This is a genomic window from Pseudomonas sp. UC 17F4, assembly GCF_900101695.1.
Taxonomy (GTDB): Bacteria; Pseudomonadota; Gammaproteobacteria; order Pseudomonadales; family Pseudomonadaceae; genus Aquipseudomonas.
In genome coordinates this window covers 2,710,988-2,736,074 of record NZ_FNKV01000001.1, presented here as the reverse complement: position 1 = coordinate 2,736,074, position 25,087 = coordinate 2,710,988, and the positions used below count along the sequence as shown (strand labels likewise).

The window sequence follows — 25,087 nt, the reverse complement described above, 5'->3', positions numbered from 1 at the left end:
GTTCCTTAGCTGCCCCACGAATCGCGCAGGGTCACGGTGCGGTTGAACACCGGGCGACCCGGCTGGGAGTCTTTCAGGTCGGCGCAGAAGTAGCCTTCGCGCTCGAACTGGAAGCGGTCTTCTGGCTGGGCCTGGCCCAGGGAAGGTTCCGCACGACAACCCGTCAGCACCTGCAGCGAATCAGGATTGATGTTGTCAAGGAAGTTGCCGCCATCTTCGGTCTTCTCGGGGTTGGCCGAGCGGAACAGGCGGTCGTACAGGCGTACTTCGCATTCGACGCTGGCCGCGGCCGGCACCCAGTGGATCACGCCCTTGACCTTGCGGCCTTCAGGGTTTTTGCCCAGGGTGTCGGGGTCGTACGAGCAGCGCAGCTCGACGATGTTGCCGTCAGCGTCCTTGATCGCCTCGTCGGCGCGGATCACGTAGCTGCCGCGCAGGCGCACTTCACCGGCCGGCTCCAGGCGCTTGTAGCCCTTGGGCGGCTCTTCCATGAAGTCGTCGCGGTCGATGTAGATTTCGCGGGCGAATGGCAGTGCGCGCACGCCCATGTCTTCTTTGGGGTGGCGCGGCAGTTCGAGGTTCTCGACCTGGCCTTCCGGGTAATTGGTAATGACCACTTTCAGCGGGCGCAGCACGCACATGGCGCGTGGCGCGGTGCGGTCAAGGTCGTCACGGATGCTGAATTCGAGCATCGACATGTCGACCACGCCGTCGGAGCGGTTGGTACCGACCATTTCGCAGAAGTTGCGGATCGACGCCGGGGTGTAGCCGCGACGGCGGAAACCCGACAGGGTCGACATGCGCGGGTCGTCCCAGCCGTTGACGTGCTGCTCATCGACCAGTTGCTTGAGCTTGCGCTTGCTGGTGATGGTGTAGTTCAGGTTCAGGCGGCTGAACTCGTACTGGCGCGGCTTGGCCGGTACCGGCAGGTTGTCGAGGAACCACTCGTAGAGCGGGCGATGGCCTTCGAACTCGAGGGTGCAGATCGAGTGGGTGATGCCTTCGATGGCATCCGACTGACCGTGGGTGAAGTCGTAGTTGGGGTAGATGCACCAGGCATCACCGGTCTGGTGGTGATGGGCATGACGAATGCGGTAGAGGATCGGGTCGCGCAGGTTCATGTTCGGCGAGGCCATGTCGATCTTGGCCCGCAGCACGCGCTCGCCATCCTTGAACTCACCGGCTTTCATGCGCGCGAACAGGTCGAGGTTGTCTGCAACCGAGCGCTCGCGGAACGGGCTGTTCTGGCCAGGGGTGGTCAGGTTGCCACGGTATTCCTTGGCCTGCTCCGGGGTCAGGTCGCAGACGTAGGCCTTGCCGGCCTTGATCAGCTCGACCGCCCAGTCGTGCAACTGGTCGAAATATTGCGAAGCGTAGCGCACCGGGCCGGTCCACTCGAAGCCCAGCCACTTGATGTCGCTCTGGATCGCGTCGATGTACTCCTGGTCCTCTTTGGCCGGGTTGGTGTCATCGAAACGCAGGTGACAGGCCCCACCGAATTCCTGGGCCAGACCGAAGTTCACGCAGATCGACTTGGCATGGCCGATGTGCAGGTAACCGTTGGGCTCTGGCGGGAAACGGGTGACGATGCTGCTGTGCTTGCCCGAGTCCAGGTCTGCCTGCACGATCGGACGCAGGAAGTTCGCAGGGATGGCGGGAGCGCCTTTGGCAGCGGCGTTGGGAGCGGTGTCGGCAGTGGGCTTGCTCATAGGATCCTTGAATACGGGGTGCACGGCCTGGGTAGGCCGACTGAATCAAAGCGCTTATCATAGCCGAAGCGGTCGAGCTGCCGACAGGTCAAATAGCAGCTTCAAGCTACAAGCAACACGCTCCAAGACGAACGCAGTGCGCTTTTTCTTGCAGCTTGCCACTTGAAGCTTGAAGCTACACCACCGCAAAACCCCCGAACAGAGCGAGTTTCAAGCATGTCCAAAGTCAAACTGACTACCAACCACGGTGACATCGTCATCGAGCTGAACGCCGAGAAAGCCCCGATCACCGTGGCCAACTTCATCGAATACGTTAACGCTGGCCACTACAGCAACACCGTATTCCACCGTGTGATCAAGGGTTTCATGATCCAGGGCGGCGGTTTTGAGCCAGGCATGAACGAGAAGCGTGACAAGCGTGCCAGCATCCAGAACGAAGCTGACAACGGCCTGAAGAACGACAAGTACACCATCGCCATGGCTCGCACCATGGAGCCGCATTCGGCCTCGGCGCAGTTCTTCATCAACGCCTCGAACAACGACTTCCTCAACCACAGCGGCAAGAACGTGCAGGGCTGGGGTTACGCGGTATTCGGCAAAGTGACCGAAGGTACCGAGGTTGTCGACGCCATCGAGAAAGTCGCCACCGGTTCCAAGTCCGGTCACCAGGACGTGCCGAAGGACGACGTGATCATCGAGAAAGCCGAGATCATTGAGTGATACTGCTGATCTCTGATCTGCACCTGCAAGAAGAACGCCCGGACATTACCCGGGCGTTTGTTGATCTGCTCGACGGTCGTGCGCGGCACGCCGAGGCGCTGTACATCCTTGGCGATTTTTTCGAGGCATGGATCGGCGACGACGCCATGACGCCCTTCCAGACCTCGATCTGCCAGGCCCTGCGCGCCTTGAGCGACAGCGGCACGCAGGTCTTTGTGATGCACGGCAACCGCGACTTCCTGCTCGGCCAGGCCTTTTGCAAGGCCGCTGGCTGCACCCTGCTGGCCGACCCGAGCGTGGTCGAGATGGGCGGCGAGCCGGTGTTGCTGATGCACGGCGACAGCCTGTGCACCCGCGACCTGGCCTACATGAAGATGCGCCGTTACCTGCGCAACCCGTTGAGCCTGTGGATTCTTCGGCATCTGCCGCTGAGCACCCGGCAGAAGCTTGCACGCAAGCTGCGTAGCGAAAGCCGGGCACAGACGCGGATGAAGGCCAACGACATTGTCGACGTGACCGCCGAGGAAGTGCCGCGGATCATGCAGCAATACGGTGTGCGCACCCTGGTGCATGGCCACACCCATCGGCCGGCGATTCACAAGCTGGTGGTCGGCGATCAACCGGCGCGGCGTATCGTGCTGGGCGATTGGGACCGCCAAGGCTGGGCGCTGGAGGTGGACGAGCAAGGGTTTCAACTGCAGCCTTTTGCTTTTCCCTGAAGACTGATTGCGGGGCAAGCCCGCTCCTACATTCCTGGTAGGAGCGGGCTTGCCCCGCGATTATCAGTGCCCCGCCGACGCCGGCCCGGCCTTGGCCGCAAACGGCGGCTTGGCCAGCCACACCAGCAATATCAAGCCTGCGAAAATCCAGCCCATCAGGGTGAAGTAATCCACCGTCGACATCATGTACGCCTGACTGCTGAGCATCCGCTCCAGCTGCGCATACGACTGCCCGCTCGCCCCGCCCAGCTGGTTCAACGCCTCGCGGGTCGCAGGCTCGTAGTTGCTGATGCTCTCGCTCAGGTAGGCATGGTGCTGGTCTGCCCGGCGAATCCAGATCCAGGTGGTCAGCGACGCGGCAAAACTGCCGCCCAGGGTCCGCAGGAAGGTCGCCAGCCCCGAGCCGTCGGCGATCTGGTGCGGCGGCAGGTCGGAGAGCAGGATGCTCAAGGTCGGCATGAAGAACAGCGCCACGCCGATCCCCATGAACAATTGCACCAGGGCGATGTGCTGGAAGTCGACTTCGTTGGTAAAGCCGGCACGCATGAAGCAACTGGCGCCAATCGCCAGGAACGCCAGCCCCGCCAGCACCCGCAGGTCAAACTTGTGCGCGTACTTGCCGACAAACGGCGACATCAGCACCGGCAACAGGCCGATCGGCGCCACCGCCAGGCCTGCCCAGGTGGCGGTGTAGCCCATCTGCGTCTGCAGCCACTGCGGCAGGATCAGGTTGATGCCGAAGAAGCCGGCATAGCCGCCGACCAGCACGATGGTGCCGATGCGAAAGTTGCGGTGCACGAACAGCCGCAGGTTGACCACCGGGTGCTTGTCGGTCAGTTCCCAGATGATGAAAACCGCCAGGAACACCACCGAGATCAGGCTGCCAATGACGATGAAATTCGACTCGAACCAATCCAGGTCATTGCCCTTGTCGAGCACGATCTGCAAGGCGCCGACGCCGATGATCAGGCTCAGCAGGCCAATGTAGTCCATCGGCTGGCGGCTGGTGCTGACCGGGCGCGTGCGCATCTGCTGGCGCACCACGGCGGCGGCGAACAGGCCGATCGGCACGTTGATGAAGAAGATCCACGGCCAGCTGTAGCTGTCGGTGATCCAGCCGCCGAGAATCGGCCCGGCAATCGGCGCCACCACCGTGACCATGGCCAATAACGCCAGGGCCATGCCGCGCTTGGCCGGCGGATAGACTGCGATCAGCAGGGTCTGGGTCATCGGATACAGCGGCCCGGCAACGATGCCCTGGAGCACGCGAAAGCCGACCAGCTCGGGCATCGACTGGGCAATGCCGCAGAGAAACGAAGCCAGCACGAACAGCAGCGTGGCCCAGATGAACAGCTTGACCTCACCGAAGCGCCGGCTCAGCCAGCCGGTCAGCGGCAAGGCAATGGCGTTGCTCACCGCAAACGAGGTAATGACCCAGGTGCCCTGCTCCGAACTGACGCCGAGGTTGCCGGAAATAGTCGGCAATGCCACGTTGGCGATGGTGGTGTCGAGCACCTGCATGAAGGTCGCCAGTGACAGGCCGATGGTGGTCAGCAACAGGCTTGGCGGGGTAAAGGAAGCCTGATTGGCGCTCATCGCTGCGCCGTCTTGCTGGAACCGGCACTGTTGTCATGGATCAGCCTGGTGATCAGGCGATCAGCCTCGACCAGTTGACGGTCGTACACCTGGGTGGCGAACGAGGCCTTCTGCGGCGGCTGCTGGGCCAGCACCGGGCCGCTCTGGTCATGCAGATCGACCTCGACCTGGGTCGACAGGCCGATCCGCAGCGGATGTTTGGCCAGTTGCTCGGCATTGATATGAATACGCACCGGCACCCGCTGGACGATCTTGATCCAGTTGCCGGTGGCGTTCTGCGCCGGCAACAGGGCAAAGGCGCTGCCAGTGCCGGCGCCGAGGCTGTCGATGGTGCCGCTGTACTTGACGTCGCTGCCGTACAGGTCGGCAACGATGTCGACCGGCTGGCCAATGCGCATGTTGCGCAGTTGGGTTTCCTTGAAGTTGGCGTCGATCCACAGCTGGTCGAGTGGGATCACCGCCATGGTCGCAGTGCCCGGTTGCAGGCGCTGGCCAAGCTGCACGGTGCGCTTGGCAACGTAGCCGGTGACCGGCGCCACCAGGGTGGTGCGGGCGTTGTTGAGGTAGGCCTGGCGCAGCTCGGCGGCCGCGGCCATCACCTCGGGGTGCGACGACACTACGGTGTCATCGACCAGCGCCGCTGTGGTGTTGAGCTGCTGTTTTGCATCATTCAAGGCGCTTTGCGCCGAAGACAGGTCGTCGCGGGCATGGGACAGCTCTTCTTTGGAGATCGCCCCACCGGCGGCCAGGGTTTGTCGCCGGTTGAAGTTCTCCTGCGCTTTTTTCAGCTCGGCCTGGCGCGAAGCCACCTGGGCCTTCTTGCCATCGACGTTGCTGTACAGGCCACGCACCTGGCGCACCGCACGCGCCAGCTTGGCCTCGGCGGCCTGCAGGCCGACCTCGGCATCGCTGGGGTCGAATTCGAGCAGCATCTGGCCTTCGTGGACCAGGTCGCCATCGTCCGCGCCGATGCTGACCACAGTGCCGGTGACCAGCGGGGTGATCTCCACTACGTTGCCGTTGACATAGGCATCGTCGGTCTCTTCGCTCCAGCGCCCGTAAAGCTCGTGCCAGGCCCAGACGCCAGCGCCGGCGACGACGATCAGCAACGCCAGGGCCAACAGCCAGGTCTTGCGCTTGCGCTGGTTGTTGAGGTCCTGCGTGGTGTCGTGCGCAGAAGAAGTAGTGGCCATTGCTAATACCTTGGCTGAGTGAATGGGTGAAATGGGCGCTTACTTGGCGCCCAGGCGCATGGCCGTCAGGGTGTCGCCGGCGGCCAGCAGCACCTTGCTCAGGATCGCTTCGAGGGTGGCCAGCTCACTGGGCTCGAGCACACCGACCAGCTCGTTCATCGCCGCAGCGCCGATCTGTGGCAGCAGGTCGGCGAGCTTCTGGCCTTCTTCGCTCAGACCCAGGCGAATCTGCCGACGGTCGTCCGGGCAACGGCGGCGGATGATCAGGTCTTTCTGTTCGAGGCGGTCGAGCATGCGCGTCATCGAACCGCTGTCAACCGACAGGTAGCGGCACAGCTCGGCCGGGGTGTCGACGCCGTATTGGGCGACGATGATCAGCACCTTGAACTGCGCGGCAGTCACGCCGTAAGGCTGCATGTGGCTGTCGATGATGCGGTCCTTGACCAGCGCGGTGCGGCCCAGAAGCATGCCGAGGGTGCAGTTCTGGAAGTTTTCCGGGGTGTAGTGCTGCATGGACACAGATACCTGCTTAGGCAGTAAGTTACATAATGTTACTGCTTAGGCAGCTAACGTCAAGGCATTAATTAGCTAGCTTATTATTTTGTCGATAGAAGGCAATCGCGGGGCAAGTCGGGTCGCCGCACCGCGATCAGGCATTCAAAAGAAGTGATTAATCAGGCCGGCACGCCGCTATGAAAACGGAACTCTTCATCCGGGCTGCTGATCAGGTCGGCCTCGACCGCCCTGACCTTCTCCACCACCCGCTCGATATCTGCGCCATCGCCGTACTGATGGGCAAGCTTGAGGTAACCCTGATAATGCCGCGCTTCGCTGTTGAGCAGGCCGTGATAGAACTTGCCCAGCTCTTCATCCAGGTGCGGCACCAGGGCGGCAAAGCGCTCGCAACTGCGCGCCTCGATAAAGGCGCCGACCACCAGGGTGTCGACCAGCTTCACCGGCTCGTGGGTGCGCACCACCCGGCGCAGGCCGGAGGCATAGCGCCCGGCCGACAACGGCCGCAGGGCGATCTTGCGCCGCTTCATCAGGCGCAGTACCTGCTCATGGTGCACCAGCTCTTCGCGGGCCAGGCGCGACATCATGTTGATCAGGTCCAGGTGCGTGTTGTACTTGGCCATCAGGCTCAGGGCGGTGCTGGCAGCCTTGAACTCGCAGTTCTTGTGATCGATCAGCAGGGTTTCCTGGTCGGCGAGCGCCGCCTGGACCCAGGCATCAGGGGTACGGCAACCAAGGAAGGCTTCGATTTCAGGGATAAGGGACATAGGCTCACAAACAGGCAGGGCAAACGGCAAGACCGGCGATTATACCGGCAGCAGCGCCGATCACCAGTGAACTATGCTTGATACATATCAACGCCCGGTGCAGTTGGCGCCGACTATAGTCAGGCATTGGCCGCCATTTATGAAGGGAGTTCACGCTCATGCAAGAAGTACGCAGCATCCTGGTGGTACTGGATCCCGATCACGCTCACAGCCGGGCGCTGACCCGGGCCAAACTGATCGCCGGGGTCACCGGCGCGCGCCTGCACTTGCTGATGTGCGACAAGAAACACGACCACAGCGCCCTGCTCAGCCTGCTGGCCAGCCAGCTGCATGATGACGGCTACAACAACGTAACCCATGAGCAGGCCTGGCACGACACCTTGCACGAGTCGATCGTCAGTGTGCAGCAGGCCGAAGGCTGCGAGCTGGTGATCAAGGAGCATCGCCCGGATAACCCACTCAAGCGCGCCCTGCTCACCCCCAGCGACTGGAAGCTGCTGCGCCAGTGCCCGTGCGCGGTATTGATGGTCAAGAGCGAGCGCCCGTGGACCGGCGGGGTGATTCTTGCCGCAGTCGACGTCGGCAACCACGACGAGGCCCATCGCCTGCTGCACACCAGCATCATCGACCATGGCTACGCGATCGCAAGCCTGGCCAAGGGCGAGCTGCATGTGATCAGCGCCCATCCGTCGCCGATGCTGTCAGCGGCAGACCCGGTGTATCAGCTCAAAGACACCATCGAGCGCAAGTACCGCGAGGAATGCGCAGCGTTCCAGGCCGAGTTCGATATCAGCAATGAGCGCCTGCATGTTGCCGAAGGGCCGGCGGATGTGCTGATTCCCTATACGGCGAAAAAGTACGAAGCGGCGGTGACGGTGATTGGCACCGTGGCCCGTACCGGGATTTCCGGGGCGCTGATCGGCAACACCGCGGAAGTGGTGCTCGATGCGCTGGAGTGTGATGTGCTGGTGCTCAAGACCGAGGAGGTGAAGGTGCAGCTGACGGAACTGGCCAGGGGCTGAGGGCCTCATCGCGGGTCAAGCCCGCTCCTACAGGAGCAGGCTTGACCACCTACCCCAAGGCATCCTTGAGAAAGCCTGGCGCGATATAGCGCTGGTAATGCGCTTCAGACAGCAGGAAGAATTCCCGATCAATGGCATCGCGCAGCTCGGGCAATTCCCAGTCGCGAAACTCCGGCAGCAGCACCATGCCGTAAGCCTCCAGCTCACGGATCACCCGTGCGCCGCGGGCAATCAGTTGATAAGCCCAGCAATATTCAGACTGATGCGCTACGAAGCGGACCTTGCGCAGCTCCAGTTGCTGGCGCAGGCGCGTGGCATCAAAGACTTCAAGTTTGGCCACCATGACCTGCACCAGCAATTGCTCCAGGCGCAGCCACACCGCACGCTTCTCATCTTCGTTGTAGCCGTTCCAGTTGATCACTTCATGGTGAAAACGCTTGCAGCCACGGCACACCAAGTCCCCGTAAACCGTGGAACAGAGGCCGACGCAAGGCGTTTTAATTGACTGATTGGACATGAAAAAACCGACAGCTTGGCGGTGGAACAGGCTGCCATGTTAGCCCTTTGTCTAACGAGGGTCACCCGCTAAAGTCATCCAGCGCGCCTTACCTTTATCGACTTTTTACCGTAGAATCATCCGGCCTTTTTAAGGCAGCAATGTCCGTTAGAAGCTGTTTTCAAAGCGTCACGAGCACAGTTCATCCGGTAGAACGGCGTTGGCCCGGGATATTCGCTTCGCGCATGTCCCGCGCCAGCCCTCATCAGCCTCCGTTCTACAGGCGTAAAACTTTGAAAGCAGCTTCTGTAAGGATTTCCTGCAACCCTGGCTACGCGGCCCAAGAAGCCGTATTGCGCATGGCTGCCGGAATTTCTGGATGAGCGTCCCGGACACCCATTTGGGACCACTGATGAGGGTAATAACTGTGCTTGAAGCCTACCGCAAACACATCGAAGAGCGTGCCGCCCAGGGTATCGTGCCCCAGCCGCTTAACGCCGAACAAACCGCAGGCCTGGTCGAGCTGCTGAAGAATCCCCCTGCTGGCGAAGAAGCAGTCCTCGTCGACCTGATCACCAATCGCGTTCCACCAGGAGTGGACGAAGCCGCCTACGTCAAGGCCGGTTTCCTTTCCGCCATCGCCAAAGGCGAAGCCACCTCGCCGCTGATCGACAAGAAGCGCGCCGTTGAGCTGCTGGGCACCATGCAGGGCGGCTACAACATCGCCACCATGGTCGAGCTGCTGGACAACGCCGAACTGGCCCCTGTGGCCGCCGAACAGCTCAAGCACACCCTGCTGATGTTCGATGCCTTCCACGACGTCGCCGAAAAAGCCAAGGCGGGCAATGCCCACGCCAAGGCCGTGCTGGAATCCTGGGCCGCCGGTGAGTGGTTCACCAGCAAGCCAGCCATCGCTGACAAGTACAGCCTGACCGTGTTCAAGGTCCCTGGCGAAACCAACACCGACGACCTGTCCCCTGCCCCGGATGCCTGGTCGCGCCCTGACATCCCGCTGCACGCCCTGGCCATGCTGAAAATGGCCCGTGACGGCATCGTGCCTGAGCAACAAGGCGCCATCGGCCCGCTCAAGCAGATCGAAGAAGTCAAAGCCAAAGGCTTCCCGGTTGCCTACGTCGGTGACGTGGTCGGTACCGGTTCCTCGCGTAAATCCGCCACCAACTCGGTGCTGTGGTTCTTCGGCGACGACATCCCGTACGTACCGAACAAACGCGCTGGCGGCTTCTGCTTCGGTTCGAAAATCGCCCCGATCTTCTACAACACCATGGAAGACGCCGGCGCCCTGCCGATCGAGTTCGACGTGTCGAACCTGAACATGGGCGACGTCATCGACGTTTACCCGCACGCTGGCAAAGTCTGCAAGCACGGCACCGAAGACGTCATCACCACCTTCGAACTGAAGACCCCGGTGCTGCTCGACGAAGTCCGCGCTGGCGGCCGTATCCCGCTGATCGTCGGCCGTGGCCTGACCGAGAAAGCCCGCGCCGAGCTGGGCCTGGGCCCAACCGACCTGTTCAAGCTGCCTGAAGCACCTGTCGACACCGGCAAGGGCTACACCCTGGCACAGAAGATGGTCGGTAAAGCCTGCGGCCTGCCGGAAGGCAAAGGCGTGCGTCCAGGCACCTACTGCGAACCGAAGATGACCACCGTCGGCTCCCAGGACACCACTGGCCCGATGACCCGTGACGAACTGAAAGACCTGGCGTGCCTGGGCTTCTCCGCCGACCTGGTCATGCAGTCGTTCTGCCACACCGCGGCCTATCCAAAGCCGATCGACGTCACCACCCACCACACCCTGCCGGATTTCATCCGCACCCGTGGCGGCGTGTCCCTGCGTCCAGGCGACGGCATCATCCACAGCTGGCTGAACCGCATGCTGCTGCCGGACACCGTCGGTACCGGTGGTGACTCGCACACCCGCTTCCCGATCGGCATCTCGTTCCCTGCAGGTTCCGGCCTGGTCGCCTTCGCCGCTGCCACCGGCGTCATGCCGCTGGACATGCCGGAGTCGGTACTGGTGCGCTTCAAGGGCAAGCTGCAGCCAGGCATCACCCTGCGTGACCTGGTCCATGCCATCCCTTACTACGGCATCCAGAAAGGCCTGCTGACCGTCGAGAAGAAAGGCAAGATCAACGCCTTCTCCGGCCGCATCCTGGAAATCGAAGGCCTGGACGAGCTGACCGTCGAGCAAGCGTTCGAACTGTCCGACGCCTCGGCCGAACGTTCGGCTGCCGGTTGCACCATCAAGCTGCCAGAAAAAGCCGTTGCCGAGTACCTGAAGTCGAACATCACCCTGCTGCGCTGGATGATCAGCGAAGGCTACGGCGATGCCCGCACCATGGAACGCCGCGCGCAAGCGATGGAAGCCTGGCTGGCCAACCCGCAACTGCTGGCTGCCGACAAGGACGCCGAATACGCCGAGATCATCGAGATTGACCTGGCCGACGTCAAAGAGCCTGTGCTCTGCGCCCCGAACGACCCGGACGACGCCCGTCTGCTGTCCTCGGTACAGGGCGAGAAGATCGACGAAGTATTCATCGGTTCGTGCATGACCAACATCGGTCACTTCCGCGCTGCCGGCAAGCTGCTGGACAAGGTCAAAGGCTCGATCCCGACCCGTCTGTGGCTGTCGCCGCCCACCAAGATGGACGCTCACCAGCTGACCGAAGAAGGCTACTACGGCATCTACGGCAAGGCTGGCGCGCGCATGGAAATGCCGGGCTGCTCGCTGTGCATGGGTAACCAGGCACGCGTTGCGGCGAACTCGACCGTAGTGTCGACTTCGACCCGTAACTTCCCGAACCGTCTGGGTGATGGCGCCAACGTCTACCTGGCCTCTGCCGAGCTGGCCGCTGTTGCCTCGATCCTGGGCAAGCTGCCAACCGTCGAAGAGTACATGGAGTACGCGAAGAACATCGACAGCATGGCTGCCGACGTTTACCGCTACCTGAGCTTCGACCAGATCGCCGAGTTCCGTGAAGCCGCTGCGAACGCCAAGATCCCGGTTGTTCAAGCCTAAGCTGACTTAGCGTTAAAAAAACCCCGCCAATTGGCGGGGTTTTTTATGGGGCCCTGTAGGAGCGGGCTTGCCCCGCGATGAGGCCCTCAGATCACAAACAAATCCACAAACCGCTGCACTGCCGTCGCTTCAAGCGCCTGCTGGTCTTTGCACAGGGCAAATATCTGCGCCGAACGCTGCCCGGTAAACCGCGTCGCCAGGTTGGCCTTGAACTTCTCTTCCAGTAGCGGAATGCCCTCGGCCCGGCGCCGGCGATGGCCGATCGGATACTCCACCACCACCTGCTCGGTACTCGAACCATCGTTGAAGAACACCTGCACGGCATTGGCGATCGAACGCTTGTCGGCCTCCAGGTACTCGCGGGTGAATCGCGGCTCTTCGACGATCTCCATCTTCTCGCGCAGACGGTCAATGATCGGGTGCGCAGCATGGAAATCATCTTCGTACTGCTCGGCCACCAGGTTACCGAAAATCAGCGGCACGGCGGTCATGTACTGGATGCAGTGATCACGGTCAGCGGCATTGGCCAGGGTGCCAACCTTGGAGATGATGCGGATCGCCGACTCATGGGTGGTAATGACGATACGCTCGATTTCATGCAGGCGGTTGCGCACCTGCGGGTGCAAGGTCACTGCCGCTTCGCAGGCAGTCTGGGCATGGAATTCGGCCGGGAAGCTGATCTTGAACAGCACGTTTTCCATCACGTAGCTTGCGTACTTCTGACTCAGGCTGAAAGCACGTTTGCCTTCGGGTTTGAGCGCCAGGTCCTTGTTGGTGTGGCTGAACAGCACGTCATAAAAGCCCCACTGCGGCGCCGTCAGTACCCCGGGGATGCCCATCTCGCCACGCAGGGCGATATCGGCCAGGCGCACGCCACGGCTGGAGGCATCGCCCGCCGCCCAGGACTTGCGCGAGCCGGCGTTCGGCGCATGGCGATAAGTACGCAACGCCTGCCCATCGACAAAGGCGTGGGACAACGCCGCCAGCAGCTGTTCGCGATTGGCGCCCATAAGCTTGGCGCACACCGCGGTCGAGGCGACCTTGACCAGCAGCACATGATCGAGGCCAACGCGGTTGAAGGAGTTTTCCAGGGCAATCACACCCTGGATCTCATGAGCCATGACCATCGCCTCAAGCACTACGCGCATGCTCAGCGGCGCTTCGCCATTGGCCACGCGTTTTTGCGAGAGGTGATCGGCGACGGCCAGGATACCGCCGAGGTTGTCCGAGGGGTGGCCCCATTCGGCAGCCAGCCAGGTGTCGTTGTAATCGAGCCAACGGACGATGCAACCGATGTCCCAGGCGGCCTTGACCGGGTCCAGGCGGTAGCGGGTACCTGGCACCCGCGCGCCGAACGGCACCACCGTGCCCTCCACCAGCGGCCCCAGGTGCTTGGTGCATTCCGGGAAGCGCAGGGCCAGCAGGCCGCAGCCCAGGGTGTCCATCAGGCAGTTGCGCGCGGTGTCCAGCGCCTCCTGCGACTCGACCTTGTAGCCGAGGACGTAATCGGCGATGTCCTGCAGCACCCGGTCGTAGTCGGGACGGTTATTCAGATCAACGTTGGCACTCATTTCACATCTCTCTGTTGACGTAGGTAACAGGGAGCCAAGCGCCGCTACTGGTTAGAAGGCATCACCGGGTACCCGTACCCAGCCCTCCATCAGTACGCGAGCGCTACGGCTCATGATTGCTTTGGTGACAGTCCACTCACCGTTCACCTGGCGGGCTTCAGCACCCACGCGCAGGGTGCCCGAGGGGTGACCGAAACGTACGGCCGTGCGCTCGCCACCACCGGCGGCGAGGTTGACCAGGGTGCCAGGCACTGCCGCGGCAGTACCAATGGCAACCGCAGCGGTGCCCATCATGGCGTGGTGCAACTTGCCCATGGACAGCGCCCGTACCAATAGATCAACGTCGCCGGCGGCCACGGCTTTACCACTGGATGACTGATAAGCCGCCGCTGGCGCGACAAAGGCGACTTTCGGTGTGTGCTGGCGCTTGGCGGCCTCGTCGATATGCTCGATCAGGCCCATGCGCACCGCGCCATAGGCACGGATGGCTTCGAAACGGGCCAGGGCCTGCGAGTCGCCGTTGATCGCATCCTGCAGCTCGGTACCGGTGTAGCCGAGGGCCTCGGCCTGGATGAAGATGGTCGGGATGCCGGCATTGATCAGCGTGGCTTTCAGGGTGCCGACGCCGGGCACCACCAGGTCATCGACCAGGTTGCCGGTGGGGAACATCGAGCCGCCCTCGCCATCTTCATCGGCGGCCGGGTCCATGAATTCGAGCTGCACTTCGGCGGCCGGGAAGGTCACGCCGTCCAGTTCGAAGTCGCCGGTTTCCTGCACTTCACCGTCAGTGATCGGCACGTGGGCAACGATGGTCTTGCCGATATTGGCCTGCCAGATGCGCACCACGGCCACGCCGTTGTGCGGGATGCGGCTGCTGTCGACCAGGCCGGCGCTGATGGCGAACGAACCAACGGCTGCCGAGAGGTTGCCGCAGTTGCCGCTCCAGTCGACGAACGCGGTGTCGATCGAGACCTGGCCGAACAGGTAGTCGACATCATGCCCGGGCTTGATGCTGCGCGAGAGGATCACGGTCTTGCTGGTGCTCGACGTCGCGCCGCCCATGCCGTCGATCTGCTTGCCGTAGGGGTCGGGGCTGCCGATTACCCGCAGCAGCAGCGCGTCGCGGGCCGGGCCCGGGATCTGCGCACTTTGCGGCAGGTCGTCGAGGCGAAAGAATACGCCCTTGCTGGTGCCGCCACGAATGTAGGTGGCGGGGATTTTGATCTGGGGTACGTGAGCCATGGCTGAGTTGTCCTGTGAGTGCTTTGGGGGAGCTATCGCGGGTCAAGCCCGCTCCCACAGTTCAGTGGGAGCGGGCTTGACCCGCGATGAGGCCCTACCTCAAACCGCGACCGCCGATTCGAGGAAGTCCTGGGCAAAGCGCTGCAGCACCCCGCCCGCTTCGTAGATCGAGACTTCTTCGGCGGTATCCAGGCGGCAGGTCACCGGCACTTCGACACGCTCACCGTTGGCCCGGGTGATGACCAGGGTCAGGGTCGCCCGCGGGGTGCGCTCACCGAGCACGTCGAAGGTTTCAGTGCCGTCGATGCCCAGGGTCTTGCGGTTGACGCCCGCCTTGAACTCCAGCGGCAACACGCCCATGCCCACCAGGTTGGTACGGTGGATACGCTCGAAGCCTTCGGCGACGATGGCTTCGACACCGGCCAGGCGCACGCCCTTGGCCGCCCAGTCACGGGACGAGCCCTGGCCGTAGTCGGCACCGGCAACGATGATCAGCGGCTGTTTGCGCTGCATGTAGGTTTCGATCGCCTCCCACATGCGCGTGACCTTGCCTTCCGGCTCGAGGCGCGCCAGCGAACCCTGCTTGACCTTGCCGTTTTCCTGGACCATTTCGTTGAACAGTTTCGGGTTGGCAAAGGTTGCGCGCTGAGCGGTCAGGTGGTCACCACGGTGGGTGGCGTAGGAGTTGAAGTCTTCCTCCGGCAGGCCCATTTTCGCCAGGTATTCACCGGCGGCGCTGTCGAGCATGATGGCGTTGGACGGCGACAGGTGGTCGGTGGTGATGTTGTCCGGCAGCACCGCCAGCGGGCGCATGCCCTTGAGCGTGCGCTCGCCGGCCAGGGCGCCTTCCCAGTACGGCGGGCGGCGGATGTAGGTGCTCATCGGGCGCCAGTCGTACAGCGGGGTGACCTTGGGCCCGGTGTCTTCCTGCACTGCGAACATCGGGATGTACACCTGGCGGAACTGCTCGGGCTTGACCGCGGCCTTGACCACCGCGTCGATCTCTTCGTCGCTTGGCCAGATGTCTTTCAGGCGGATTTCCTTGCCGTCGACCACGCCCAGCACGTCCTTCTCGATGTCGAAACGGATGGTGCCGGCAATCGCGTAGGCCACCACCAGCGGCGGCGACGCCAGGAACGCCTGCTTGGCGTATGGGTGAATCCGTCCGTCGAAGTTGCGGTTGCCCGAGAGCACGGCGGTGGCGTATAGGTCGCGGTCGATGATTTCCTGCTGTATCAGCGGATCCAGCGCGCCAGACATACCGTTACAGGTGGTGCAGGCAAAGGCGACGATGCCAAAACCGAGCTGCTCCAGCTCGTCATCCAGGCCCGCCTCTTTCAGGTACAGGGCGACGGTTTTGGAACCCGGTGCCAGCGAAGACTTGACCCACGGCTTGCGCACCAGGCCCAGCTTGTTGGCGTTGCGCGCAAGCAAACCGGCGGCAATCACGTTGCGCGGGTTGCTGGTGTTGGTGCAACTGGTGATGGCAGCGATGATCACCGCGCCATCGGGCATTTGCCCCGGTACTTCCTCCCACTGGCCGGCGATGCCCTTGCTCGCCAGGTCGCTGGTGGCGACCCGGGCGTGCGGGTTGGACGGCCCGGCCATGTTGCGCACCACGCTGGACAGGTCAAAACGCAGCACTCGCTCGTACTCGGCGCTGGCCAGGCTGTCGGACCAGAGGCCTGCGACCTTGGCGTAGGTTTCTACCAACTTGACCTGCTGGTCTTCACGACCCGTGAGCTTGAGGTAGTCGATGGTCTGCTGGTCGATGGAGAACATCGCCGCGGTGGCGCCGTATTCCGGGGCCATGTTGGAGATGGTCGCGCGGTCGCCCAGGGTCAGGGCGCGAGCGCCTTCGCCGTAGAATTCAAGGTAGGCGCCAACGACCTTTTCCTTGCGCAGGAATTCGGTCAGGGCCAGTACCACGTCGGTGGCGGTGATGCCCGCTTGCGGCTTGCCCGAAAGCTCGACGCCGACGATCTCCGGCAGGCGCATCCACGAGGCACGGCCGAGCATGACGTTTTCGGCCTCAAGGCCGCCGACGCCGATGGCGATCACGCCCAGGGCATCGACGTGCGGGGTGTGGCTGTCGGTGCCGACGCAGGTGTCCGGGTAGGCCACGCCGCGCTCGGCATGGATCACCGGCGACATTTTCTCCAGGTTGATCTGGTGCATGATGCCGTTGCCTGGCTGAATCACGTCGACGTTCTTGAACGCCTTTTTGGTCCAGTTGATGAAGTGGAAACGGTCTTCGTTGCGGCGGTCTTCAATGGCGCGGTTCTTCTCGAACGCCTGCGGGTCGAAACCACCGCATTCCACTGCCAGGGAGTGGTCGACGATCAGTTGCACCGGCACCACCGGGTTGACCTGGGCCGGGTCACCGCCGCCTTCGGCGATGGCGTCGCGCAGGCCGGCGAGGTCGACCAGCGCGGTCTGGCCAAGAATGTCGTGGCACACCACACGGGCCGGGAACCAGGGGAAGTCGAGGTCGCGCTTGCGCTCGATCAGCTGGCCCAGCGAAGCATTGAGGCTGGCCGGGTCGCAGCGGCGCACAAGGTTTTCCGCCAGCACCCGCGAGGTATAGGGAAGACGGTCATAGGCGCCGGGCTTGATCGCATCGACAGCCGCGCGGGCGTCGAAATAATCCAGGCCAGTGCCCGGCAGGTTCTTGCGAAATTCACTATTCATGGCACAGGGACTCAATCACGGTAGGGTCGAAAGCCAGCTACAAGCCCCAAGCCACTAGCGGCAAGCAAAGCAGATGAGTGGTGCGTCAGCATTTACTGCCGGGGCACATCCCTGCTGTTACTTGCAGCTTGGCGCTTCAAGCTTGCAGCTCGGCCTAGTCTCAGCGTTGTTCGATTGGCACGAACTTGCGCTGTTCGACGCCGGTGTACTCGGCGCTCGGGCGGATGATGCGGTTGTTGGCACGCTGTTCGAACACATGCGCCGCCCAGCCGGTCAGGCGCGAGCAGACGAAGATCGGGGTGAACAGCTTGGTCGGGATGCCCATGAAGTGGTACGCCGAGGCATGGTAGAAGTCGGCATTGGGGAACAGTTTCTTCTGCTCCCACATGGTCTTGTCGATGGCTTCGGACACCGGGTACAGCACGGTATCGCCCACCTCGTCCGCCAGCTTCTTCGACCAGCCCTTGATCACTTCGTTACGCGGGTCGGACTCTTTGTAGATGGCATGGCCAAAGCCCATGATCTTGTCCTTGCGCGCGAGCATCTGCAGCAGCTCGGTGACCGCTTCCTGCGGGCTCTGGAAGCGCTCGATCAGCTCCATCGCCGCTTCGTTGGCGCCGCCATGCAACGGGCCGCGCAGCGAGCCGATGGCGGCGGTGACGCAGGAGTACAGGTCGGACAGGGTCGAGGCACAAACCCGCGCGGTGAAGGTCGAGGCGTTGAATTCGTGCTCGGCGTAAAGAATCAGCGAGACGTTCATCACCTTGACGTGCAGCTCGCTCGGCTTCTTGCCGTGCAGCAGGTGCAGGAAGTGGCCGCCGAGGGTGTCTTCGTCGCTGGTGCAGTCGATGCGCACGCCATGGTGGCTGAAGCGGTACCAATAGCACATCACCGCCGGGAACAGCGCCAGCAAGCGGTCGGTCTTGTCGTGCTGCTGCGCAAAGGTCAGCTCCTGCTCCAGGGTGCCGAGCACCGAGCAACCGGTACGCATGACATCCATCGGGTGGGCGTTGGCCGGAATGCGCTCAAGCACTTCCTTGAGGGCCTGCGGCAGGTCGCGCAGGGTTTTCAGCTTTTGCTGGTACTCGGCCAGCTGCGCCTTGCTTGGCAGCTCGCCGTACAGCAGCAGGTAGGCGACTTCTTCAAACAGCGCGTGCTCGGCCAGGTCGCGCACGTCGTAACCACGGTAGGTCAGGCCGGCACCGGCCTGGCCCACGGTCGACAGTGCGGTTTGCCCGGCCACTTGACCACGCAGGCCGGCACCGCTGAGTACTTTTGCTTCGGCCATTGTCTTTCTCCACTTTTGAAATTGTTATGGAATCTTGGCTAATCGCGGGGCAATCCCGCTCCTACAGGTTCGAGCATTCAGCCCTTTTTCTGGGCGAACAGGGCGTCGAGCTTCTGCTCGAACACGTGGTAGTTGATGGCGTCGTACAGTTCCATGCGAGTCTGCATGGTGTCGATGACGTTTTTCTGCGTGCCGTCGCGGCGCAGCGCGGTGTAGACGTTTTCCGCGGCCTTGTTCATGGCACGGAAGGCCGACAGCGGGTACAGCACCAGCGAGACATCGACCGAGGCCAGCTCTTCGGTGGTGTACAAAGGCGTCGCGCCGAACTCGGTGATGTTGGCGAGGATCGGGGCTTTGACCCGGTCGGCAAAGGTCTTGTACATCGAAAGCTCGGTGATGGCTTCCGGGAAGACCATGTCGGCGCCGGCTTCGATGCAGGCGGCAGCGCGGTCCAGGGCCGCTTCCAGGCCTTCGACGGCCAGGGCGTCGGTACGCGCCATGATCACGAAGCTGTCGTCGGTACGGGCATCAACAGCGGCCTTGATGCGGTCGACCATCTCCTGCTGGGTGACGATCTCCTTGTTCGGGCGGTGGCCGCAGCGCTTGGCGCCGACCTGGTCTTCGATATGAATGGCGGCAGCGCCGAACTTGATCATCGACTTGACCGTACGGGCGACGTTGAACGCCGAGGAGCCAAAACCGGTATCGACGTCGACCAGCAGCGGCAGGTCGCAGACGTCGGTGATGCGCCGTACGTCGGTCAGCACGTCGTCCAGGCCACTGATGCCCAGGTCAGGCAGGCCCAGGGAGCCTGCGGCAACACCGCCACCAGACAGGTAGATGGCCTTGAAACCGGCACGCTGGGCCAGCAGCGCGTGGTTGGCGTTGATCGCACCGACCACCTGCAACGGGTGTTCGGCGGCAACTGCATCGCGAAAGCGCTGGCCGGGACTGCTTTTCTGACTCATGACTCACCTCGTGGGCTGGTAGCGTCCAGATAGTGACGCTCGATGTTGCGTTTGGAGGCGCCGATGTGCCGGCGCATCAAGAGCTCGGCCAGTTCACCGTCACGGTCGGCGATGGCATCGAGAATCCGGTGGTGTTCGGCGAACGCCTGGCGTGGCCGGTTGGGCGTGGCGGAGAACTGGATGCGGTACATGCGCACCAGTTGATACAGCTCGCCGCAGAGCATCTGCACCAGGGTGCGGTTGCCGCTGCCCTGGATGATCCGGTAATGGAAGTCGAAATCGCCTTCCTGCTGGTAATAGCCCAGGCCGGCCTGGAAGGTGGCGTCGCGCTCGTGGGTGTCGAGCACCCGGCGCAGCTCGTCGATCTCGGCTACGCTCATACGCTCGGCGGCCAGGCGGCAGGCCATGCCTTCGAGGGACTCGCGGATCTCGTACAGCTCGATCAGCTCGGCATGGCTGAGCGACACCACCCGCGCCCCGACATGCGGTACGCGCACCAGCAGGCGCTGGCCTTCCAGGCGGTGGATGGCCTCGCGCAGCGGCCCGCGGCTGATGCCGTAGGTGCGTGCCAGCTCAGGCTCGGAGATCTTGCTGCCGGGGGCGATCTCGCCTTTGACGATGGCCGCCTGGATACGCCGAAAGACGTTTTCCGAGAGGGTTTCGCTGTCGTCTGCCACTGTGCCGGGGGCTTGGGCTGTGTCCAGCATATTGTCGACACCTCATAAATCAATGAGGGCAAAACTAGCTAAATCGGCATGCGGAGTCAAAGACAAAATGAATATTGTCGACAATCGTCTAAGAACGAACTTCAAGGTGTCCGCTGTTGTCTGAGTCCAGCCGCTGGCGCCAGCACACCAGCGTGATAGAATGCCGCGCCTCCCGACGGGGCACGAATAGTGTGTCTGTCATCTGTTTATGCAGGTGCCAGGTAAACGAGGAAGCTTGCGCAGTACTGCCAGTGGCCTTGACCCGAACATCGCACAGCACCGCGCCAGGATTTATGAGACTTACGCCCCTCCCCCTGTTGTTCAGCCTCTGTCTGTTGCCGGCCCTGGGCCAGGCTGCGGAAAAGACCGTGTACGGCCTTAATGAATACGCCCGCCTGGCCGATATCGACCTGGAAGTGGCGGCTAAACTCGACACCGGGGCCAAGACCGCCTCGCTCAGTGCCCGCGACATCAAGCGCTTCAAGCGCAATGGTGAGTCATGGGTGCGCTTCTACCTGGCAATTGACGCTGCCCACTCGCATCCGATAGAACGACCACTGGCCCGCGTCAGCAAGATCAAGCGACGCGCCGGAGATTACGACCCGGACGAAGGCAAGGCCTATACCGCCCGCCCGGTGATTGCCATGAACATCTGCATGGGTACGGCCCTGCGCAGCATCGAAGTGAACCTGACCGACCGCAGCGCGTTCCAGTATCCGCTGCTGATCGGCTCCGAGGCCCTCAAGCACTTCGACGCGCTGGTCGATCCAAGCCTTAAATACGCTGCCGGCAAACCCGCCTGCGCCACTGACGCTCACACCGCAGAGTAATCCTGATGCGCTCTCTTACCCTCCATCTGAAAGTCCTGATTACCGTCCTGGTGCTACTGGGCATCCTGGTCACGGCCTATCAGATCTTCTTTCTCGGCATTCCGGTGACCGAGGACGAAACCGATGACCTGTGGAACATCGACGCCAAGGTCGAGTTCGTCGCCAGCCCCAAGGACCCGGTCAAGGTCCAGATGTTCGTGCCGCCGCTGAGCCGCGACTATGTGAGCCTCAACGAGAGTTTCATCTCCAACAACTACGGCGTCAGCGTCAACCGCGTCGACGGCAACCGCAAGGTGACCTGGTCGGCCCGTCGCGCCAGCGGCAACCAGACCCTCTACTACCGTCTGGTGCTGACCAAGCGCTACAGCACCGAAAAAGCCAAGATCAAAGGCCCGACTTTCCGCGACAGCCTGGCGGTAGAAGGCCCCGAGAAGATCGCCGCCGAAGCCCTGATGGCGCCTATTCGCCAGCACTCGGCCGACGTCGAAACCTTCGTTGGCGAGACCATCAAGCGGGTCAACAACCTCAACGACGACAACGTCAAGCTGCTGCTGGCCGGCGATACCTCGTCGCTGAACAAGGCCAAGGTCATCGACCTGCTGCTGTCGATTGCCCACGTGCCGGTGGAGAAGGTCCACACCATCCGCCTGGTCGCCGACCAGCCGCAAACCCCTGAACTGTGGCTGCGCAGCTTCAACGGCAGCGACTGGCTGTACTTCAACCCGGACACCGGCGAGCAAGGCCTGCCGGCCGACCGCCTGCTGTGGTGGACCGGTGACGACAACCTGATCACCGTCGATGGCGGCAAGAAAGCCAACGTCAGCTTCAGCCTCAACAACAGCGAAATGAACGCCATTCGCCTGGCCAAGCTGACCGACGAGAACACCGACGCCGACTTCCTCGAGTACTCGCTGTACGGCCTGCCGCTGCAGACCCAGCAGACCTTCATGATCATGGTGATGATCCCGATCGGCGTGCTGGTGATCCTGGTGCTGCGCAACCTGATCGGCATCCAGACCCTGGGTACCTTCACCCCGGTGCTGATCGCCCTGGCCTTCCGCGAAACCCAGCTGGGCTTCGGCATCATCCTGTTCACGGTGATTACCGCGCTCGGGCTGTCGCTACGCTCCTACCTTGAACACCTCAAGTTGCAGATGCTGCCGCGCCTGTCGGTGGTGCTGACCTTCGTCGTGGTATTGATCGCCGCCATCAGCCTGTTCAGCCACAAGCTGGGCCTGGAACGCGGCCTGTCGGTCGCGCTGTTCCCGATGGTGATCCTGACCATGACCATCGAACGCCTGTCGATCACCTGGGAAGAACGCGGCGGCGGCCATGCCATGAAAGTGGCGATCGGCACCCTGTTCGCTGCCTCCCTGGCGCATCTGCTGATGAGCGTGCCGGAGCTGGTGTACTTCGTCTTCACCTTCCCGGCGGTACTGCTGATTCTGGTGGGCTTCATGCTGGCGATGGGTCGCTACCGCGGCTACCGCCTGACGGAGCTGGTGCGTTTCAAGGCTTTCGTGAAGGCTGACGCCTGATGTTCGGTCTCTGGAAAACCTGGAAAGCCCTGGAGGCCCGGGGCATCATGGGTATCAACCGGCGCAATGCGGACTACGTCCTCAAGTACAACAAGCGCCATTTGTACCCGATCGTCGACGACAAGATCATCACCAAGGAGCGTGCGATCCAGGCCGGCATCCATGTGCCGGAAATGTACGGGATCATCTCCACCGAGAAAGAGATCGACAAGCTCGGCGAGATCATCGGCGGGCGCAGCGACTTCGTCGTCAAGCCTGCCCAGGGTGCCGGCGGCGACGGCATCCTGGTGGTTGCCGATCGCTTCGAAGACCGTTACCGCACGGTCTCGGGCAAGATCATCAGCCACGAGGAAATCGAGCACCAGATCTCCAGCATCCTCACCGGCCTGTACTCACTGGGCGGTCACCGCGACCGCGCCTTGATCGAGTACCGCGTTACCCCCGACCAGATCTTCAAGAGCATCAGCTACGAAGGCGTGCCGGACATCCGCATCATCGTGCTGATGGGCTACCCGGTGATGGCCATGCTGCGTTTGCCCACCCGCCAGTCCGGCGGCAAGGCCAACCTGCACCAGGGCGCCATCGGCGTCGGCGTCGACCTGGCCACCGGCGTGACCCTGCGCGGTACCTGGCTGAACAACATCATCAGCAAGCACCCGGACACCACCAACGCGGTGGACGGCGTGCAACTGCCGAACTGGGACGGCTTCATGAAGCTTGCCGCCGGCTGTTACGAGCTGTGCGGCCTGGGCTACATCGGTGTCGACATGGTGCTGGACCAGGACAAGGGCCCGTTGATCCTCGAACTCAACGCCCGCCCCGGCCTGAACATCCAGATCGCCAACGACTGCGGCCTGACCCTGCGTACCCACGCGGTGGAAGCGCACCTGGAGCAACTGGCCAAAGACGGCCGCCAGGAAAGCCCCGAAGAACGCGTACGCTTCGCCCAGGAGCTGTTCGGCCACGTGCCGAGCTGAGTCCACATCCTGTGCGCGCCAGCCTGCCCGGCTGGCGCGCCCTGGAGCCTCTATGTCGTAGTCAGCGCTAGGAGCATTTCCTACAGAGGACTACAATCGCCTCCCCGCATTCATAGCTGTTACTTGCATGCCGACCTGTACGCTCCACCCCCTGCCCTACCAGGCCGACCCTGCGGCCTACTTCGCGCGTATTCGCCAGGCGCCCGGCGCCGTGTTGCTCGACAGCGCCCGGCCTAGCGCCGAACGCGGCCGCTTTGACCTGCTCAGCGCCTGGCCGCTGCAAACCCTCGCGCCCGCGATGGATGAACGTGGTAGCGCCTACCTGCAACGGCTGCGTGAAAGCCTGGCGCAACTGGGCCAGGCGCAGGTACCGGATGGCATCGAGTTGCCGTTTGCCGGCGGCCTGATCGGTTACCTGAGCTACGACTTTGGCCGGCGCCTGGAGCAACTGCCAAGCATCGCTGTCGATGACCTGGGCCTGGCCGATGCCAGCCTTGGCCTGTATGCCTGGGCACTGATCAGCGATCACCAGCAAAAGTGCAGCCAGCTGCTGTTTCACCCAAGCCTGGCAGCGGCCGAACGCCAGCGCCTGATTGAACTGTTCGAGGCGCCACCTGCTATCGATGCCGCCAGCTTCGCCCTGCAAGCACCGATGCGCGGCGATATCAGCGCACACAGCTACCGCCAGGCCTTCGACCGCGTGCAGCAGTACATCCATGCCGGCGACTGCTACCAGATCAACCTCACCCAACGCTTTCGCGCGCCCTGCCAGGGCGACCCCTGGCACGCCTACCAGGCCCTGCGCCAGGCCTGCCCGACGCCGTATTCGGGGTTCCAGTTGCTGGCCGACGGCAGCGTGCTGCTGAGCTTCTCGCCGGAGCGTTTCATCCAGGTCAGCAATGGCCAGGTCGAAACCCGGCCGATCAAGGGCACCCGCCCGCGCAGCAGCGATGCCGACGAAGATGCGCGCAACGCCGCCGAACTGCTGGGCAGCAGCAAGGATCGCGCAGAAAACCTGATGATCGTCGACCTGCTGCGCAACGACCTGGGGCGCACCTGCGAGATCGGTTCGGTGAAGGTCCCGGAGCTGTTCAGCCTGGAGAGCTACCCCAACGTCCATCACCTGGTCAGCAGCGTCACCGGGCGCCTGGCGGCCGGCAAGGATGCCCTGGACCTGATCGCTGACAGCTTCCCCGGCGGCTCGATCACCGGCGCACCGAAAATCCGCGCCATGCAGATCATCGACGAGCTGGAACCCAGCCGTCGGGCGCTGTACTGCGGGTCGTTGCTGTATGTGGATGTGCGCGGCGAGATGGACAGCTCGATCGCCATCCGCAGCCTGCTGGTCAAGGACGGTCAGGTGTGCTGCTGGGGGGGTGGCGCAGTGGTGGCGGATTCGGACTGGCAGGCGGAGTACGAAGAGTCGATCACCAAGGTCAAGGTGTTGCTCGAGACCTTGCAAGGCCTCTGAAAAGCATCGCGGGGCAAGTCGAGGCGTCGCCC

Annotated in this window: 20 protein-coding genes; 8 read left to right on the top strand and 12 right to left on the bottom strand. The window is 62.7% G+C overall.

The features are described from left to right. Nucleotides 1-5: 5 nt before the first annotated feature. A complete protein-coding gene (locus BLR26_RS12685; RefSeq protein WP_045194697.1) occupies nt 6-1,709 on the bottom strand; it encodes a glutamine--tRNA ligase/YqeY domain fusion protein in 1,704 nt (567 codons plus the stop codon). Nucleotides 1,710-1,925: 216 nt separating this feature from the next. Between BLR26_RS12685 and BLR26_RS12680 the strand changes: the two genes are divergently transcribed. Together BLR26_RS12680 and lpxH are read left to right on the top strand one after the other, a co-directional pair. Beyond that, a complete protein-coding gene (locus BLR26_RS12680; protein ID WP_045194699.1) occupies nt 1,926-2,429 on the top strand; it encodes a peptidylprolyl isomerase in 504 nt (167 codons plus the stop codon). Next, on the top strand, nt 2,426-3,148 hold the full coding sequence (gene lpxH / locus BLR26_RS12675) for a UDP-2,3-diacylglucosamine diphosphatase (RefSeq protein ID WP_045194702.1): 723 nt from the start codon (nt 2,426-2,428) through the stop codon (nt 3,146-3,148). The genes BLR26_RS12680 and lpxH overlap by 4 nt, the downstream gene beginning before the upstream one ends. A gap of 63 nt (nt 3,149-3,211) precedes the next feature. Here the strand turns inward: lpxH and BLR26_RS12670 are convergent, their stop codons facing one another. From BLR26_RS12670 to BLR26_RS12655, 4 genes are all read right to left on the bottom strand, one after another. Beyond that, entirely contained in the window at nt 3,212-4,744 is a 1,533-nt protein-coding gene (locus tag BLR26_RS12670) for a DHA2 family efflux MFS transporter permease subunit (protein ID WP_045194704.1), read from the bottom strand. Then, a complete protein-coding gene (locus BLR26_RS12665) occupies nt 4,741-5,937 on the bottom strand; it encodes an HlyD/EmrA/EmrK family protein (RefSeq protein ID WP_093381006.1) in 1,197 nt (398 codons plus the stop codon). Before BLR26_RS12665 ends, BLR26_RS12670 begins: the two co-directional genes overlap by 4 nt. A gap of 39 nt (nt 5,938-5,976) precedes the next feature. Beyond that, complete coding sequence (locus tag BLR26_RS12660) at nt 5,977-6,450, bottom strand: MarR family winged helix-turn-helix transcriptional regulator (protein WP_093381004.1); 474 nt, start codon at nt 6,448-6,450, stop codon at nt 5,977-5,979. A gap of 161 nt (nt 6,451-6,611) precedes the next feature. Then, nucleotides 6,612-7,217, bottom strand: coding sequence for a MiaE family protein (locus BLR26_RS12655; protein ID WP_045194710.1), 606 nt, complete (start codon nt 7,215-7,217; stop codon nt 6,612-6,614). Nucleotides 7,218-7,375: 158 nt separating this feature from the next. Between BLR26_RS12655 and BLR26_RS12650 the strand changes: the two genes are divergently transcribed. Continuing rightward, nucleotides 7,376-8,239, top strand: a complete 864-nt coding sequence (locus BLR26_RS12650) for a universal stress protein (RefSeq protein ID WP_045194712.1) — start codon at nt 7,376-7,378, stop codon at nt 8,237-8,239. A 49-nt stretch (nt 8,240-8,288) separates the two neighbouring features. On the opposite strand, the gene BLR26_RS12645 is transcribed toward BLR26_RS12650, so the two are convergent. Beyond that, entirely contained in the window at nt 8,289-8,756 is a 468-nt protein-coding gene (locus BLR26_RS12645; RefSeq protein ID WP_093381002.1) for a DUF1289 domain-containing protein, read from the bottom strand. Nucleotides 8,757-9,162: 406 nt separating this feature from the next. Between BLR26_RS12645 and acnB the strand changes: the two genes are divergently transcribed. After that, nucleotides 9,163-11,772 carry a bifunctional aconitate hydratase 2/2-methylisocitrate dehydratase gene (acnB, locus tag BLR26_RS12640; protein WP_045194717.1) on the top strand — a complete coding sequence of 870 codons (2,610 nt, stop codon included), beginning with the start codon at nt 9,163-9,165 and terminating at the stop codon, nt 11,770-11,772. Nucleotides 11,773-11,858: 86 nt separating this feature from the next. Here acnB and prpD read toward each other — a convergent pair whose 3' ends face one another. From prpD to BLR26_RS12610, 6 genes are all read right to left on the bottom strand, one after another. After that, the gene (gene prpD / locus BLR26_RS12635) at nt 11,859-13,343 is read right to left on the bottom strand and encodes a 2-methylcitrate dehydratase (RefSeq protein WP_045194719.1); all 1,485 of its coding nucleotides are present in this window, start codon (nt 13,341-13,343) and stop codon (nt 11,859-11,861) included. Between the two features lie 51 nt (nt 13,344-13,394). Further along, entirely contained in the window at nt 13,395-14,585 is a 1,191-nt protein-coding gene (gene prpF / locus BLR26_RS12630; protein ID WP_093381000.1) for a 2-methylaconitate cis-trans isomerase PrpF, read from the bottom strand. Nucleotides 14,586-14,684: 99 nt separating this feature from the next. After that, nucleotides 14,685-17,276, bottom strand: a complete 2,592-nt coding sequence (gene acnD / locus BLR26_RS12625; protein WP_093380998.1) for a Fe/S-dependent 2-methylisocitrate dehydratase AcnD — start codon at nt 17,274-17,276, stop codon at nt 14,685-14,687. A gap of 160 nt (nt 17,277-17,436) precedes the next feature. Next, the gene (gene prpC, locus BLR26_RS12620) at nt 17,437-18,564 is read right to left on the bottom strand and encodes a bifunctional 2-methylcitrate synthase/citrate synthase (protein ID WP_093380996.1); all 1,128 of its coding nucleotides are present in this window, start codon (nt 18,562-18,564) and stop codon (nt 17,437-17,439) included. A gap of 77 nt (nt 18,565-18,641) precedes the next feature. Further along, entirely contained in the window at nt 18,642-19,532 is an 891-nt protein-coding gene (prpB, locus tag BLR26_RS12615; protein WP_045194726.1) for a methylisocitrate lyase, read from the bottom strand. Next, nucleotides 19,529-20,239, bottom strand: a complete 711-nt coding sequence (locus BLR26_RS12610) for a GntR family transcriptional regulator (protein WP_045194728.1) — start codon at nt 20,237-20,239, stop codon at nt 19,529-19,531. The genes prpB and BLR26_RS12610 overlap by 4 nt, the downstream gene beginning before the upstream one ends. 293 nt (nt 20,240-20,532) lie before the next feature. Between BLR26_RS12610 and BLR26_RS12605 the strand changes: the two genes are divergently transcribed. The 4 genes from BLR26_RS12605 (at nt 20,533) to pabB (ending at nt 25,055) form a co-directional block, all read left to right on the top strand. Then, the gene (locus tag BLR26_RS12605; RefSeq protein ID WP_026001282.1) at nt 20,533-21,069 is read left to right on the top strand and encodes a retropepsin-like aspartic peptidase RloA; all 537 of its coding nucleotides are present in this window, start codon (nt 20,533-20,535) and stop codon (nt 21,067-21,069) included. Between the two features lie 5 nt (nt 21,070-21,074). Further along, nucleotides 21,075-22,607, top strand: coding sequence for an osmotic stress tolerance membrane protein RloB (locus tag BLR26_RS12600; protein ID WP_045194736.1), 1,533 nt, complete (start codon nt 21,075-21,077; stop codon nt 22,605-22,607). After that, nucleotides 22,607-23,584 carry an alpha-L-glutamate ligase-like protein gene (locus tag BLR26_RS12595; protein WP_045194737.1) on the top strand — a complete coding sequence of 326 codons (978 nt, stop codon included), beginning with the start codon at nt 22,607-22,609 and terminating at the stop codon, nt 23,582-23,584. Before BLR26_RS12600 ends, BLR26_RS12595 begins: the two co-directional genes overlap by 1 nt. A 127-nt stretch (nt 23,585-23,711) precedes the next feature. Further along, nucleotides 23,712-25,055: an aminodeoxychorismate synthase component I gene (gene pabB, locus BLR26_RS12590; RefSeq protein WP_093380994.1), complete on the top strand. Its 1,344-nt coding sequence runs from the start codon at nt 23,712-23,714 to the stop codon at nt 25,053-25,055. The last annotated feature ends 32 nt before the right edge of the window (nt 25,056-25,087 follow it).

Coding starts and splice junctions, on each gene's coding strand:
- BLR26_RS12685 (WP_045194697.1), bottom strand. CDS start 1,709: ATGAGCAAGCCCACTGCCGACACCGCTCCCAACGCCGCTGCCAAAGGC.
- BLR26_RS12680 (WP_045194699.1), top strand. CDS start 1,926: ATGTCCAAAGTCAAACTGACTACCAACCACGGTGACATCGTCATCGAG.
- BLR26_RS12670 (WP_045194704.1), bottom strand. CDS start 4,744: ATGAGCGCCAATCAGGCTTCCTTTACCCCGCCAAGCCTGTTGCTGACC.
- BLR26_RS12665 (WP_093381006.1), bottom strand. CDS start 5,937: ATGGCCACTACTTCTTCTGCGCACGACACCACGCAGGACCTCAACAAC.
- BLR26_RS12660 (WP_093381004.1), bottom strand. CDS start 6,450: ATGCAGCACTACACCCCGGAAAACTTCCAGAACTGCACCCTCGGCATG.
- BLR26_RS12655 (WP_045194710.1), bottom strand. CDS start 7,217: ATGTCCCTTATCCCTGAAATCGAAGCCTTCCTTGGTTGCCGTACCCCT.
- BLR26_RS12650 (WP_045194712.1), top strand. CDS start 7,376: ATGCAAGAAGTACGCAGCATCCTGGTGGTACTGGATCCCGATCACGCT.
- BLR26_RS12645 (WP_093381002.1), bottom strand. CDS start 8,756: ATGTCCAATCAGTCAATTAAAACGCCTTGCGTCGGCCTCTGTTCCACG.
- prpD (WP_045194719.1), bottom strand. CDS start 13,343: ATGAGTGCCAACGTTGATCTGAATAACCGTCCCGACTACGACCGGGTG.
- prpF (WP_093381000.1), bottom strand. CDS start 14,585: ATGGCTCACGTACCCCAGATCAAAATCCCCGCCACCTACATTCGTGGC.
- acnD (WP_093380998.1), bottom strand. CDS start 17,276: ATGAATAGTGAATTTCGCAAGAACCTGCCGGGCACTGGCCTGGATTAT.
- prpC (WP_093380996.1), bottom strand. CDS start 18,564: ATGGCCGAAGCAAAAGTACTCAGCGGTGCCGGCCTGCGTGGTCAAGTG.
- prpB (WP_045194726.1), bottom strand. CDS start 19,532: ATGAGTCAGAAAAGCAGTCCCGGCCAGCGCTTTCGCGATGCAGTTGCC.
- BLR26_RS12610 (WP_045194728.1), bottom strand. CDS start 20,239: ATGCTGGACACAGCCCAAGCCCCCGGCACAGTGGCAGACGACAGCGAA.
- BLR26_RS12605 (WP_026001282.1), top strand. CDS start 20,533: ATGAGACTTACGCCCCTCCCCCTGTTGTTCAGCCTCTGTCTGTTGCCG.
- BLR26_RS12600 (WP_045194736.1), top strand. CDS start 21,075: ATGCGCTCTCTTACCCTCCATCTGAAAGTCCTGATTACCGTCCTGGTG.
- BLR26_RS12595 (WP_045194737.1), top strand. CDS start 22,607: ATGTTCGGTCTCTGGAAAACCTGGAAAGCCCTGGAGGCCCGGGGCATC.
- pabB (WP_093380994.1), top strand. CDS start 23,712: ATGCCGACCTGTACGCTCCACCCCCTGCCCTACCAGGCCGACCCTGCG.